Raw genomic sequence first — 13,116 nt, 5'->3', positions numbered from 1 at the left:
ATCCTACCCACCTCAAATATGCAGGTCAGAGATCGACCTCGATGACGCCGTCTTTCTTGGCCGCGCGTGACTGGCACAGGATCACCGCATCCTGCTGCTGCGCCTTGGACAGCACGAAATCGCGGTGCTCTACCTCGCCCGCCACCAGGCCGCATTTGCACACCCCGCAGATCCCGTCAGAGCATTTCACATCCACATGGACGCCGTTCTCCGCCAGCACATCGGTCGCCGTCTTATCCGCGGGCACCAGCAATTCGCGCCCTGATCGCGCCAGCTTTAGCGTAAAGGGATGGTTTTCATAGTCTGGCATCTCGGGGACCGAGAAATACTCCAGATGACGCGCGTCTTCCGGGAAGCCTTGCCGCTCTGCCGCCTCCATCACGCCGCTCATGTAACGATCGGGTCCGCAGGTGTAGGCATGCCAATCGTTCCGATACCCCGCCAGCAGTTTATCCAGATCCGCCCGGCTGCCCTCATCCGAGACATGTACCCGCACGTGATCTGCCCAGGGCATCGCTGCAAGATCGTCGAGGTAGCCTGCATCCTTGCGCGATGACACTGAATAATGCAGCTCAAACGGCTGTCCCAGCGTGTGCAGGCGATGGGCCATCGCGATCATCGGCGTCACCCCGATGCCGCCGCCCATCAGAAAGCTGCGGCTCGCGCTCTCAACCAGTGGGAAATGGTTGATCGGTTTGGAAATAAAGACCTTGCGCCCCTTTGCAAAAATTCGGTGCAGCAGCTTTGAGCCACCCCGCCCTACATCCTCGCGTAGCACTCCGATCTGATATTTCGACCGATCCGCCGGATCGCCGGACATGGAATACTGCCGCAGGAATTCAGGCGCGACCACGATGTCCAGATGCGCCCCCGCCGTCCATTCCGGCAGGGGGCTGCCATCCAGGCTCTTGAATTCATATTTGGTAACGCCGCCGCTCATGACCTCCACATTGGAGACCTCAACCCGCAACACCGGGCTGTCGTCGTCATTGGTATAGATGTGATCCCAATCGCCGGTTTCGCCCCGCGCCCGGCGGGCTTTGTACTCCTCGGCGGTGATCATCGCCTGATAGGCCTCGATCCCCGCCTCCCGGTCCATTGGGAACGGATAGGGCCAGGGGTGCGGTGCCAGATTTGCCGGGTACACGGCCAGCGTCTGATCCTCATAGTGCAGATCCAGATCCTTTTGCAGCGCGCGTGCATTGACCGGATGGCGCGTTGGGCGATAGCCGCCGTCTTCCTCCAGCTCCAGATCCCACCACCATTTTTTTGCCGGGTTCATCTCGCCATTGCCAACCATATCGTCCAGTTTGGCCAAGGCGGGGGCTGCCGCAGGCATGTTCATCGCCGCCCAGCGAAACGGCTTTTCCTTGAAAATCCCCTCAAGGTTCCACGGGCAGGTCTTCATGCAGCGTCCGCACATCGCCCCACCGGGCGTGGTGATGCGGTAGGTGGTGCATTTCTGGCTATCAGATTTCCAGATTTCATAGCCGTTGAACATCCGCTTTGGTCCGGCTGTGATCGCCCCAGACGGGCATTCACGGGCACATTTGTTGCAGGACTCACAAAACGTTTGAATGCCGAAATCAATCGGCTTGTCATGCGCCATCGGCATATCGGTGGTCACAACCCCCGACTTAAGGCGCGGCCCGAGAAAAGGGTTCAGGATCACCTCGCCGATGCGACTGACTTCCCCCAGTCCCGACAGCAGCAGCAAGGGCGGCTGCAACACCTCGCCATCCATCACCGTATGGGCCTTCGCCTTATAGCCGAGGTTGCGGATCTGCCGCGCAATCACGCCACCCAGCAGCGAAAACCGCAGGTAGGCGCGCATGGACTGCGCCACCGCAATCCAGTCATCCCCCGATGTGCCTTCTGTCGTGTCAAAGCCCTGATCAACGATCATCGAAATCGCCTGATCATGTTCGGGGTGGATTTCGGCACCGGTGGCGTCATGGCTGTACCAGGTCCAGTCCGGGCAGCGGCTGATCCCGACGGCATCAATCCCCAGCCAATAGCTCGCCGCCTTGATATTGGCGGCGTTGCGCTCCGCATCTGTGGGGCGCGCACCGTTTTCGGCAGAGGCCCCGTCCTGTAACAGCACGAATGCCCCCAACATCCGCCGCTGCGCCATCGAGGGCGCGGCCTTGCGCACGTAAAACCCGCCGGTGGCCGCCGCTTGATTGGTCTTGCCCATGTCGCCGAACTGGCTGCGGGCAAACATATCGGTGCGCTTTGGCACCCGTGCCACACGGGCCTCATCTATATAGGTGGTGGGATCCGCGACCCGCTTCAGCGTCTCAAACGGATGCGGCCCATCGCGGAAATCGCGGCTGGCAAAGGGATCGCCATTCAACGCCGACCGGGCAGAGCCTAAACCAAGCCACCATTTTGGCCCCTTCACCTGCATCACCGGTTGCAGATCCTGCGGCAACAGCGGCCGATCCCGGACCAGATCGAAATCGGTGGTCACAACTGCCACACCAAACCGCGTGCCCAGATAGGGGTTCACCAGCTTGCCGTCTTCGACCGTGGCCAAACCTGCCGCAACGGTCAGCTGGTTCAGGTCCACATCTGACGATGTGCCGGTATGCGCCTTCGCATCCCAACCCAACAGGCGGATGTAATTGGCCAACACCACAGCCGTTTCCGAGGCCCGCAGACAGGCGCGATGGGTTTCGGCCCCGTCCAGCCAGTCGCAGCCCTCTTCCTGCGGGCGGGGATCGCGTGGCATTTCATAGAGAAACACAATCGCATGGCTGTGATCACCAATCGTGGTTGGCGGCGCCACCATTGCGTCCTTCAGGTCGGCCATGATCATGTCGATGCCAGAGGCCAGCGTCTTGGTCTGGCGGGTCTTCAGATCATGGGACAGCCGATCAATGTCCGGGTTCCGATAGGGCTGTGCCAGCCGGGCCGATGCGGGCAGCGGCCCGACCCCGACCATGGCGGCATCACAGAAATAGCCAAAGGCCTTGATATGATCCGCCCGTTCCTGCGGGTGATCGGGGCAATCAGCGCGGGCCTTGTTCACCAGCCCGTCCCGGATTGCATCCATCATCGCCTGATACTCCCCCATCGCATTGACGATTGAGGCAGGCATACCGGGACGTCTGAAATTCAGCGGCTGAAACGGCGGCACTGCCGCGAGATCCGGCATCGGCCCCGGCTGCACTCGCTCCATCGGAAACGGTCCCATATGCATTGGGCGGGACCGGGTCGAAAACAAACGGAGAGACATAGGCGGATCCTGTTGCGGCAAAAGGCTGCCACAGGTTTAGCCCAGAAATCCGCTCAAGGGATAGGCTCCAACATCCAATTTTAAAACATCTTCAGCTAATATTCTATTTTGAAACGAAAAAATAGTCATCCAATCTGTTTTTCACGACAGGTTCACCCCCGACGCCCATCGAAGGCGCGAACCTCGATTCCGCCCTCGGACAGCGAGTGCCGCACCGACCGCGCCAACTGCACGGCGGTAGGTGTGTCCCCATGCAGACAGATGGTGTCGATGGCGGTTGGGATGCGCGCACCGCTTTCGGTGATGATCGCGCCTTCCTCCACCATTTGTAGGACGCGCGGGCCCGCGATATCGGGATCGTGGATCACTGCCCCCGGCAGCGACCGGTCAACCAGTGTGCCGTCATCTTTATAGGCCCGATCCGCAAAAATCTCACCGCACCAATTACAGCCCAGCTCCCGCACCACCTCTTCCATGGCGGTGGCGGCCAGCACCATGATGATCAGATCCGGGTCCAGCTCCAGCGCCGCCTCATAGCAGGTCAGCGCCATGGCGGGATCAACGCAGGCCATATTCGACAGCGCCCCATGCAGCTTCAGATGCCGTACTTTGGTACCTGCCGCGCGCGCCATGCCCTGCGCCGCGCCCAACTGATAGCGGATCATATTGGCCAATGTGACGGGCGGCACCTGCATCCTGCGACGGCCGAACCCTTGCAAATCGTCAAATCCGGGGTGCGCGCCGATGCCAACCCCATGGTCGCGCGCCAGTGCCATAGTCGCGGCCATTACATCCGGGTCGCCCGCATGAAACCCGCAGGCAATATTGGCCGAGGTCACCACATCCAGCAGCGCGGCATCATCACCCATGGTCCAAGGGCCATAGCTTTCGCCCATATCGGCGTTCAGATCGACGCTCTTGCTCATGTCTTAGCTCCGGTTTCAAAAGGATCCGCCTCAGCAGAGATAACCCCGCCGATCAATTGATAGGACAGAAGATCACCCATATCAGCCGGGTCGCGCAACAGAGGGCGACAGGCAGAAGGCAGCCGTGCCACCGCAGCCTCATGCGCGGCCTGCTGTGCCAGCCCCTCGTCCAGCGAAACCCAGCGAAACCGCAAGGCCGTCCCTGCAGCAGCCTGCGTCACCCGTGCCAGATCACAGGGCAAGACGGTGCCGATGCGGGGGTAGCCCCCGGTCGTCTGCGCCTCGCGCAGCAACACAAAGGGCTGACCATCGCCGGTCATCTGCACATCTCCCGGCACGATGATTTCTGACAGGACATTCAACTGCCCCTCAGCTGCGAACCCTTCACCCTCTGACATCAACTGCAAGGCCATGCGACTGGCGCGGCGGCCCGGTGTGAAAACCGTCTCTGCAAAACGGCGGCGCACCTCGGGCGGGAACAAATCAGACTGAAAACTCTCGACCAGCCGCAGCTCTCCGCCAGAAAACCGGTCCGCCACGGTTAGGCCCAGCCCCGTCACCTGCCGCGCTGCCGGGGTGATCTCATCGCCGACCGGCAGGGTATCGCCCTCAGCAACTGGCGCGCCAAGAGCGGCCACCAGATGAGCCGCGCGCGCGCCAAGCCGCTGCGGCGTCGCAAAGCCGCCGCCCACATGCAAATAGCCGTAGACGCCCCGTTTTGCGGCACCGATCTCCAACCGCTGCCCCGGCTCAATCCGGTGCGAAGCATTCCAGACCAGCGGCGCACCATCCAGCGTTGCGGCCATCTCAGCCCCGGTCAGGGCTATGCGCATAGGCTCACGTGCCTCAAACGATCCACCAAACCCTGCCATTTCCAGCGCGGCCATGCCGCCATCCTGACGCAGAAGCGCGGCACCTTCGGCGAGGGCCTGCATATCTGCCGCCCCACCCTGTGACATCCCCTGCCCCAGATAGCCCGGTCGGCCACAATCCTGCACCGTACAAGAGAGACCGATGCGCAGAACTTTCAGCGCTCTCATGATGTGACCTCGCTGACAATTGCGCCACCCTGCTCGGCACCGCCATCACACAACCGCAAAAAGGCATCTTTGCGAACCGGCTCAAACTGCAACTCATCGCCCGCGCGCAGGGCAAAGGGATTGTCTGCACTGGGCTGAAACAGCCGCAATCCGGTCTGTCCCACATGTCGCCAGCCGGTCGGGGATGCCGTTGAAAACAGCACGAACTGACGGATCGCCACCACCAGCGCCCCTGCGGGCACCTGTGGCGTAACGCTGGTCTGACGTGGAATATCCCAGTTCTCTCCTAAGGTGCCCAGATAAGGCTGACCCGGCGCAAATCCGATCGTCAATACCCGCACCCGCGCGCCACCCAGCTGCTCAATCGCCTCAGCCTCGCTAACCCCGGCGGCATCTGCGGCTTCGGCCAATTGCGGTGCAAGATCCGTGCCGTAAACTGTCGGCACCCGCCAGAACCGCCGCCCCTCGGGCAGCGGCGCACGCCGCCAGTCCTGACGGTCCACCAATGCCGCAAGATCAGCGCGCATCTCATCATGCGAGCGCAACGCCACATCAAACCGCACAAAGACCGAGGCCAGAGACGTCGCGGTCTCAATCACTCCCGGCAGAGACAAATCATTGACAGCACTGCGAAACGCCAAGGTGGCGCGATTGGTCGCCTCGTCCAGCTGATCACCGAAACTGACCAGCATACCTGACAGCCCAACGGTGCGGATAACGGGATAGAGCGGGGATTCCTGACGCGACATGGGGCCTCCGAACAGCGAGCAATCGGGTATCACCCCGACACATGGGGTGCGATTTTCGCCACAGGGTTGCGCTGCAAAGCACCGATAGTCAACCGACCTTTGGCCGCTCGACCACACATCTCACCGCAAGGTTATCGCGTCCCACTGACGGACCGGTGATCACGCTTATGCCGGGTACCGATCAGGCCGCCATCGCCGAGGCAAATGGCAGATCCATAACCTCACCGCCCTCAACCACCAGCGCGCGGTTTTGCTGCACCTCTATCCAGCTGCCAGTATCACTGTCCAATGGCTCAGAGGTGACAATCACCCCTTCCTTATAGACCCTATAGTATAGGCTTGGCGCATGCCGGTCGGACGCATAGCGCGCCGCATAAAGACGGGTACCATCAGACCAGCAGGCACCAAAGCGCATATGCGGCGTGGTACCATTCTCGCGCGAGACGGCCTCTACCTGCTGCACCGCTCCGGCCACCGCGCCGATGGGATCCGCGTCCAGCCCCAGACCAAGGGCAATCAGGAATATCGCCTCACTCTCAGTGCCACCGAGACGGTGATTGTAAAACGCATCAGGGATCATCGTATCCAACCGTTTGCGGAACTTCATATGCCCGCCTGCCTGACCATTGTGCATAAAGCTCCATTTGCCGCTGGCAAAAGGGTGGCAATTGTTGCGCGAAGTCGCGGTTCCGGTGGAGGCGCGCACATGGGCCAGAAACAGCCCTGTCTTGGTATGCCGCGAAATCTGCGCCAGATTGGGATCGGACCAGGCCGGATGCGTGTCCTTATAAAGACACGGCTCCGGGCGGTCGGAATACCAAGCCATACCAAACCCATCCGCATTGATCGGCGTCTTGCAGATCAGCGCATTCCGGCATTGATGCACCAGCGAATGTTCCGGTACAAACACCAGATCTTCAAGGTAGCGCGGGGCCCCGTTCCAGGCGAGCAGACGGCACATTAGGCCACCTTCGGCGCAAAACGCGCAGTAGCGGCATCGACGTTATACCCCTCACAAAACCGCTGCGGATCCTGTGCGAGGTCGCGCACCGCGTGGATGATTGCATCGGCTTTCTCATCGCTCAACGTCGCGGAGAAGTTGAGGCGGGTCCAGCCCGGTTTCTCAATCTCCTGCCCGCCCAGAATGGCCGCGCGCATAGCGCGGGACTGCACCTGTCCGATGTTCAGCAACCGGTGGGCATATGGCCCCGCACAGGCGCAGCCGCCACGGGCCTGCACCCCGTAGTGATCCGACAGCATCCGGGTGAACAGCTGTTGGTGTATTGGCGCTCCGGTCTCGGGATCCTGCACCTGAAACGAGAAGATCGGCAGCTTCTGCCTTGCGTTCGGATTGCCGAGGATTTGCAGATTGGGCAGATCCTGCCAGGCCGCCAGCGCCCGCTGCCGCAGCTCCTCCTGCCGCTGGTCCATGAAGGCCTGCCCCATCGCCTCCTTCACCAAAAGACACAGCGCGGCCCGGATATCGCCCACGACATTGGGCGTGCCCGCCTCTTCCCGCGCCGCCAGATCATCTGCGTAATCATGCCGCCAGGGGGAGACAAATTTCACGGTACCACCTCCGGGCAGCGTCGGGCGTGTACTTGCCACCGCAGCCTTGCGCAGGATCATCACACCAGACGCACCCGGCCCGCCCAGGAATTTATGGGCGGAGAACACAATCGCGTCCTTCTCGGCATCTGTGCCCGCAGCCATATCCATCGGCAGATAAGGGCCACCACCGGCGTAGTCCCAGACCACCCGCGCACCGTACTGGCGCAGCAGACGGCTGACCGCATCGGAGTCGGTGACAATCCCTGTCACATTTGATGCCGCAGAAAACGCCCCCACGATCAGGCGATCGCCGCCAGTCTCGCGCTGCAACACAGCCTCCAGCTCCGCCATGTCTGGCCCGCCCTCTGCGGCTTCGGCAATCTCCACCACCTCGGCACCGCTTTCGCGCCACGGCAGGATGTTGGAATGATGCTCATAGGGGCCAAGGATCACCAGAGGCGTCTGCCCCGCAGCCACTGCGCCGGAGACCCCCAACAAATGCACCAGCCGATTGAGGCCCGCCGTCGCGCCAGACCCGGTAAACACCGTGGCAAAACGATCATCGGCGCCGCAGATCCGCGCAATGGTCTGCCGTGCGGCGCTGCGCAGCCGGGTCATGAAGCTCCCGCAATAAGATGCCTCGGTGTGGCTGTTGGCATAGAACGGCAGCACCTCCGTCAGAACGAAGTCCTCAACCTGGCGCAAGGCCCGGCCAGAGGCGACGTAATCGGCGTATATCATCTTCACCGGCCCGTTCGGTCCCGGTAGTTCCGCCCCGTCACCAATGACACCGCCCCGCAGGCGGTCCAGACACTCAGCCCCAGCAAGTGACGCGCTGAAGCGATCAAGAAGGTCGGCAGGGGCGAAATTTGTGGTCATTTGAACGGTCCTCTTGCTGTGCTGCAAACACTTTACCAAGTAAGACTGGTGAAATTTCACTCATTTACTGCAATATATACAAATTATTCCAAGATTTTGACCCTAAAATTACGCCAATAACCGATCAAAATCCATAAATTGAATTCCCGCCCCCCGAGCTGATCGACGCGTGCCGGGTCGCCTGAGATCCGACATCAGCGGATTACTCCCCAGGCAGCACCTGACCCAAGGCAACCTCCAGCTTGTCTGTGATCTCGCCAATCTGATCCTCACTCAGGATAAAGGGCGGCGCGAGCAGGATATGATCACCATTGCGCCCGTCGCGTGTTCCCGCCATCGGATAGCAGATCAGCCCGGCCTCAAACGCCGCCTTCTTCAGCTTGCCCGCAACACCAAGTGCGGGATCAAAGGGCATCTTGCTGTCACGATCTGCCACCAGTTCGATCCCTCGGAACAACCCACGCCCACGCAGATCGCCCACATGCGGATGCTGACCAAAGCGCGCAACCAGCGCCGCGTGCAACGTCTCACCCATCTCGGCACTGCGCTGCACCAGCCCGCGATCCAGCAGCGCCCGCACCACCGCCAGCCCCGCCGCTGTTGCCACCGGGTGGCCAATATAGGTGTGGCCGTGCTGGAAAAAACCGCTGCCGCCTTCAATCGCGTCATAGATCTGGCGACTGCACAGCATCGCGCCAATCGGCTGATAGCCAGCGCCCAGCCCCTTGGCGATACACAGGATATCCGGCGCAACACCATCCGCCTCGCACGCGAACAAATGACCAGTCCGCCCCATGCCGCACATCACCTCATCCAGAATGAGCAACACGCCGTATTGGTCGCAGATTTCGCGGATACGCTTGAAATAGCCCTCAACGGCCGGCACCGCGCCGGATGTCGCCCCGACCACCGGCTCCGCCATAAAGGCCATGACCGTTTCTGGCCCAAGCCGCAGGATCTCCGCCTCCAGCTCATTGGCCACACGCTGACCATAGTCATAGCGGCTCTCGCCGTCGCCCCGATCGACATATTCATAGCAGGGCGCGATATGCGAAATATCAATCAGCAGCGGCGCAAACTGCTGGCGTCGCCATGCGTTGCCCCCCGCCGCAAGCGCCCCCAGCGTATTGCCGTGATAGCTTTGCCTGCGCGCGATCACGTGACGGCGCGCGCTGTCGCCACGCTCCAGATGATACTGCCGCGCCAGCTTGATCGCGGCCTCCGTCGCCTCTGACCCGCCGGAGACGAAATAGACCCGGTCCAGATCCCCCGGCGCCTGTGAAATCAGCAGATCCGCCAGCGCCTCTGCCGGTTCCGAGGTCATGAACCCGGTATGGGCAAAAGCCAGCTTGCCAACCTGCGCCTGTATGGCGGCAGTCACCCCGGCGTCGGAATGCCCCAGACAGGACACCGCCGCGCCGCCCGAGCCATCGAAATAGCGTTTGCCATTGGCATCAATCAGGTAGCAGCCGTCCCCTGCAACGGCGATGGGCAGATCGGCTTTGGTGTGGCGAGGGAAAACATGGCTCATTACTGGGGTCCTTTATCCTCGGAAACAGACATCACAAGCGGGCGATGCCCCGCCGCGCGGGCCAATGCGACAAAAGCCGCGACAGAGGCCGCGTTGTCAGGATACTCTGATCCATCCGCAGCCTGGGTATTGTTTTCAAACCCGATCCGCAGCCGCCCGCCGGCCTCAAGCCCTGCCAGCAGGCAGGCGTGTTCCTGCCGGCCAAAGGCGCAGAGCCCCCAGTCCAGATCCAGATCCGCAGTTGCCGCCAGAAACGGGTGCAGCTCCGCCGGATGGGCCAGGCGCGGCGGCGCATATTGGCCCAGCACAAAAATAGCCGACCGCATCTGCGTCGGAATATCCCCGCGCGCATAGGCCTGACGCAACGCCGCGATGCAGTCGGCACCGTATAGAATATGCTGCACCTCAGTCCCCGCCTCCGCACAGACCGCATAAGCCCTCGATGCCAATCGCCAATCCCGCGCCATCTCTCGGATAGACACAGAGGCCGCCGCCGGACGCAGCGCCTCCAGACAGGCCAGCTGATCGGCAACGTCAAAAACCCCGGCACTCTCGGTGGTGATCTGGATCGCCATGCCCGGCGCGGCCTCGGCCACCGCCGCGATTGCCGCGCGGTAGCGTCCCGCATCCAGCGAATGCCCGCCGTCCCGGTCGCGCACATGCAGATGCAGCGCATCCGCCCCGACCCGCTGGCAAGTCGCCGCCGTCGCAGCAATCTCCGCAGTGCGCACCGGCAGCCCTGCATGATCCGCCTGCCGCCGCCGCGCCCCATTGGGGGCCACCATCAAATGATATGTCGTCAACGCTTCGCTCCGCCTGTGTCACTGCACCGATCTGGCGCATATCGACGCACGTTCTCAATCCAACAAATCCAGAACAAATGTTTTTTACCACAATCATCCGCCAGCTCCGCGTCTGGAGCTAAATTGCGCCGGCAACTGGACCTAGAGCAAAACGTAAATATAGCGTTTCGTGGGTACAGGGCGAGTCTGGCCAGCCAATCCATGGCAGACCGCATTTTCGAACAACTTGGAAAGGGCATGTCATGGATGGCACGTTCAATGAAAACGACCTGAGCCGGGTCATCGCCGCCGATAAGGCCAACGTCTGGCATCACCTGATTCAGCACAAGCCTTTTGAAGAAAACGACCCCCGCATCATCGTCGAGGGCAAGGGCATGCGGGTCTGGGACCAGAACGGCAAGGAGTGGCTCGACGCCGTTTCCGGCGGGGTCTGGACCGTCAACGTCGGCTATGGCCGCGAGGAAATCGCCAAGGCGGTCTATGACCAGCTGATGAAGCTCTGCTATTTCGCCCAGTCGGCAGGGTCCATCCCCGGTGCGCTGTTTGCCGAAAAGCTGATCGGGAAAATGCCGGGCATGAGCCGGGTCTACTACAACAACTCCGGATCTGAGGCGAATGAGAAAGCCTTCAAGATGGTGCGCCAGATCGCGCATAAGAAATACGGCGGCAAGAAAACCAAGATCCTCTACCGCGACCGCGACTACCACGGCTCCACCCTTGCGGCGATGTCCGCAGGCGGCCAGGAAGAGCGCAATATGCAATATGGCCCCTTCGCGCCCGATTTCGTGAAAGTTCCCCACTGCATGGAGTACCGCAAGCACGAGCTGGGTCTGGAGCATCTCTCCGGCAAGGAGTTCGGCATTGCAGCGGCCAACCAGATCGAAGAGATCATCCTGCGCGAAGGCCCCGACACCGTCGGCGCGCTCTGCCTTGAACCGGTGACCGCGGGCGGTGGCGTCATTGAGGCGCCTGAAGGCTACTGGCCGCGGGTACAGGAAATCTGCAAACAGTACGACATCCTCTTGCATATCGACGAAGTGGTCTGTGGCGTTGGCCGCACCGGCACTTGGTTTGGCTATCAGCACTACGGCATTCAGCCCGACTTCGTGACCATGGCCAAAGGTGTGGCCTCCGGCTATGCGGCGATTGCCTGCCTTGTCACCACCGAAGCGGTCTTTGACATGTTCAAGGATGACGCCAGTGATCCGATGAACTACTTCCGCGACATCTCCACCTTTGGCGGCTGCACCGCCGGCCCTGCGGCCGCACTGGTCAATATGCAGATCATCGAGGATGAGAACCTGCTCGACAACTGCACCGCCATGGGCGCGCGGATGAAATCCAACCTTGAGGCGCTGATGGAGAAACATCAGGTCATCGGCGATGTCCGCGGCAAGGGTCTCTTTATCGGTGCGGAACTGGTTGCGGACCGCGACACCAAGGAACCGGTGGACGAGAAACTGGCGCAGGCGGTTGTGGCCGAATGCGGCAATCAGAACGTCATCATTGGTGTGACCAACCGCTCCATCCCGGGCAAGAACAACACCCTCTGCTTCAGTCCGGCGCTGATCGTGACACCCGAAGACGTGGACAAGATCACAGATGCGGTGGATGTGGCCCTGACCAAGGTCTTTGGCTGATATCTCCAGATCGGGCCATCTGGCCTGATCGAAAAGTTAAAAGGTGGCCCTTTGAACCGGGCCACCTTTCTTGCATCTCTGGATTGGATATTTCAGATCAAAGGTGCGCAACCATGTGGGCTTCTCCGCTCCCCCTGACGGGCAAAACCGTCTCCCTCACCCCGCTTCTGCCCGACCACGCCAGCGATCTGGCAGAGGCTGCCGCCGACGGCGACCTGCACCGGCTGTGGTACACGACAGTGCCCGCGCCGCAGGATATCGGAACCGAAATCAATCGCCGCCTTGCCCTGCAAGACAGCGGCAGCATGGCCCCCTTCGCCATTCTCGACAGCACCGGGCGCGCGGTCGGCATGACCACCTATATGAACATTGATGCCGCAAACCGCAGGCTGGAAATCGGCTCCACCTGGTATCGCACATCGGTGCAGCGCAGCGGCATCAACACCGAATGCAAATTTCTGCTGCTGAGTCACGCCTTTGAGACCCTTAATGCCATCGCGGTGGAGTTCCGCACCCATCGCCTCAACCGTCAAAGTAGGGCTGCCATCGAACGGCTTGGCGCGCAGCTCGACGGGATCCTGCGTGCTCATATGATACTGGCCAATGGCACCCAGCGTGACACGGCGGTCTATTCGATCACCGCCTCCGAATGGCCAACGATCCGCGCCCATTTGCTACATCTGCTGGGCAGATGACGCCCACCCCAGACGCGACAGCGCCGCGCAGATGCGCGGCGCTTGGCCCAACGGGTGTCAG

The 13,116-nt window shown here is 61.4% G+C and carries 10 protein-coding genes; 2 read left to right on the top strand and 8 right to left on the bottom strand.

Annotation, left to right across the window (positions count from 1 at the left end; genetic code table 11):
• Positions 1–25 precede the first annotated feature (25 nt).
• From PhaeoP97_RS03140 to PhaeoP97_RS03105, 8 genes are all read right to left on the bottom strand, one after another.
• Entirely contained in the window at positions 26–3,241 is a 3,216-nt protein-coding gene (locus tag PhaeoP97_RS03140; RefSeq protein WP_072503845.1) for a reductive dehalogenase, read from the bottom strand.
• Positions 3,242–3,393: 152 nt separating this feature from the next.
• Entirely contained in the window at positions 3,394–4,167 is a 774-nt protein-coding gene (locus tag PhaeoP97_RS03135) for a LamB/YcsF family protein (RefSeq protein ID WP_072503844.1), read from the bottom strand.
• Positions 4,164–5,207: a 5-oxoprolinase subunit C family protein gene (locus PhaeoP97_RS03130; RefSeq protein ID WP_072503843.1), complete on the bottom strand. Its 1,044-nt coding sequence runs from the start codon at positions 5,205–5,207 to the stop codon at positions 4,164–4,166. Before PhaeoP97_RS03130 ends, PhaeoP97_RS03135 begins: the two co-directional genes overlap by 4 nt.
• A complete protein-coding gene (locus PhaeoP97_RS03125; RefSeq protein ID WP_072503842.1) occupies positions 5,204–5,956 on the bottom strand; it encodes a 5-oxoprolinase subunit B family protein in 753 nt (250 codons plus the stop codon). The genes PhaeoP97_RS03130 and PhaeoP97_RS03125 overlap by 4 nt, the downstream gene beginning before the upstream one ends.
• 181 nt (positions 5,957–6,137) lie before the next feature.
• Complete coding sequence (locus PhaeoP97_RS03120) at positions 6,138–6,917, bottom strand: class II glutamine amidotransferase (protein ID WP_072503841.1); 780 nt, start codon at positions 6,915–6,917, stop codon at positions 6,138–6,140.
• A complete protein-coding gene (locus PhaeoP97_RS03115) occupies positions 6,917–8,386 on the bottom strand; it encodes an aminotransferase class V-fold PLP-dependent enzyme (protein WP_072503840.1) in 1,470 nt (489 codons plus the stop codon). Before PhaeoP97_RS03115 ends, PhaeoP97_RS03120 begins: the two co-directional genes overlap by 1 nt.
• Positions 8,387–8,588: 202 nt before the next feature.
• Positions 8,589–9,917 (bottom strand): aspartate aminotransferase family protein, encoded by a 1,329-nt coding sequence (locus PhaeoP97_RS03110; protein ID WP_072503839.1) that lies wholly within the window; start codon positions 9,915–9,917, stop codon positions 8,589–8,591.
• On the bottom strand, positions 9,917–10,720 hold the full coding sequence (locus tag PhaeoP97_RS03105; RefSeq protein WP_083570309.1) for a 3-keto-5-aminohexanoate cleavage protein: 804 nt from the start codon (positions 10,718–10,720) through the stop codon (positions 9,917–9,919). The genes PhaeoP97_RS03110 and PhaeoP97_RS03105 overlap by 1 nt, the downstream gene beginning before the upstream one ends.
• Positions 10,721–10,962: 242 nt before the next feature.
• Here PhaeoP97_RS03105 and PhaeoP97_RS03100 point away from each other — a divergent pair, with 242 nt between their 5' ends.
• Both PhaeoP97_RS03100 and PhaeoP97_RS03095 read left to right on the top strand, forming a co-directional pair.
• The gene (locus tag PhaeoP97_RS03100; RefSeq protein WP_072503837.1) at positions 10,963–12,360 is read left to right on the top strand and encodes an aminotransferase family protein; all 1,398 of its coding nucleotides are present in this window, start codon (positions 10,963–10,965) and stop codon (positions 12,358–12,360) included.
• A 113-nt stretch (positions 12,361–12,473) separates the two neighbouring features.
• Positions 12,474–13,055, top strand: a complete 582-nt coding sequence (locus PhaeoP97_RS03095; protein WP_014881048.1) for a GNAT family N-acetyltransferase — start codon at positions 12,474–12,476, stop codon at positions 13,053–13,055.
• Positions 13,056–13,116 lie beyond the last annotated feature (61 nt).

The sequence above is a fragment of the Phaeobacter porticola genome (assembly GCF_001888185.1).
GTDB classification, from domain to species: domain Bacteria; phylum Pseudomonadota; class Alphaproteobacteria; order Rhodobacterales; family Rhodobacteraceae; genus Phaeobacter; species Phaeobacter porticola.
This window is presented reverse-complemented; position numbering and strand designations above follow the sequence as displayed.

Excerpts from the sequence above, each read along its gene's own strand:
- PhaeoP97_RS03140 (WP_072503845.1), bottom strand. The coding sequence starts at position 3,241 with ATGTCTCTCCGTTTGTTTTCGACCCGGTCCCGCCCAATGCATATGGGA.
- PhaeoP97_RS03135 (WP_072503844.1), bottom strand. The coding sequence starts at position 4,167 with ATGAGCAAGAGCGTCGATCTGAACGCCGATATGGGCGAAAGCTATGGC.
- PhaeoP97_RS03130 (WP_072503843.1), bottom strand. The coding sequence starts at position 5,207 with ATGAGAGCGCTGAAAGTTCTGCGCATCGGTCTCTCTTGTACGGTGCAG.
- PhaeoP97_RS03125 (WP_072503842.1), bottom strand. The coding sequence starts at position 5,956 with ATGTCGCGTCAGGAATCCCCGCTCTATCCCGTTATCCGCACCGTTGGG.
- PhaeoP97_RS03120 (WP_072503841.1), bottom strand. The coding sequence starts at position 6,917 with ATGTGCCGTCTGCTCGCCTGGAACGGGGCCCCGCGCTACCTTGAAGAT.
- PhaeoP97_RS03115 (WP_072503840.1), bottom strand. The coding sequence starts at position 8,386 with ATGACCACAAATTTCGCCCCTGCCGACCTTCTTGATCGCTTCAGCGCG.
- PhaeoP97_RS03110 (WP_072503839.1), bottom strand. The coding sequence starts at position 9,917 with ATGAGCCATGTTTTCCCTCGCCACACCAAAGCCGATCTGCCCATCGCC.
- PhaeoP97_RS03100 (WP_072503837.1), top strand. The coding sequence starts at position 10,963 with ATGGATGGCACGTTCAATGAAAACGACCTGAGCCGGGTCATCGCCGCC.
- PhaeoP97_RS03095 (WP_014881048.1), top strand. The coding sequence starts at position 12,474 with ATGTGGGCTTCTCCGCTCCCCCTGACGGGCAAAACCGTCTCCCTCACC.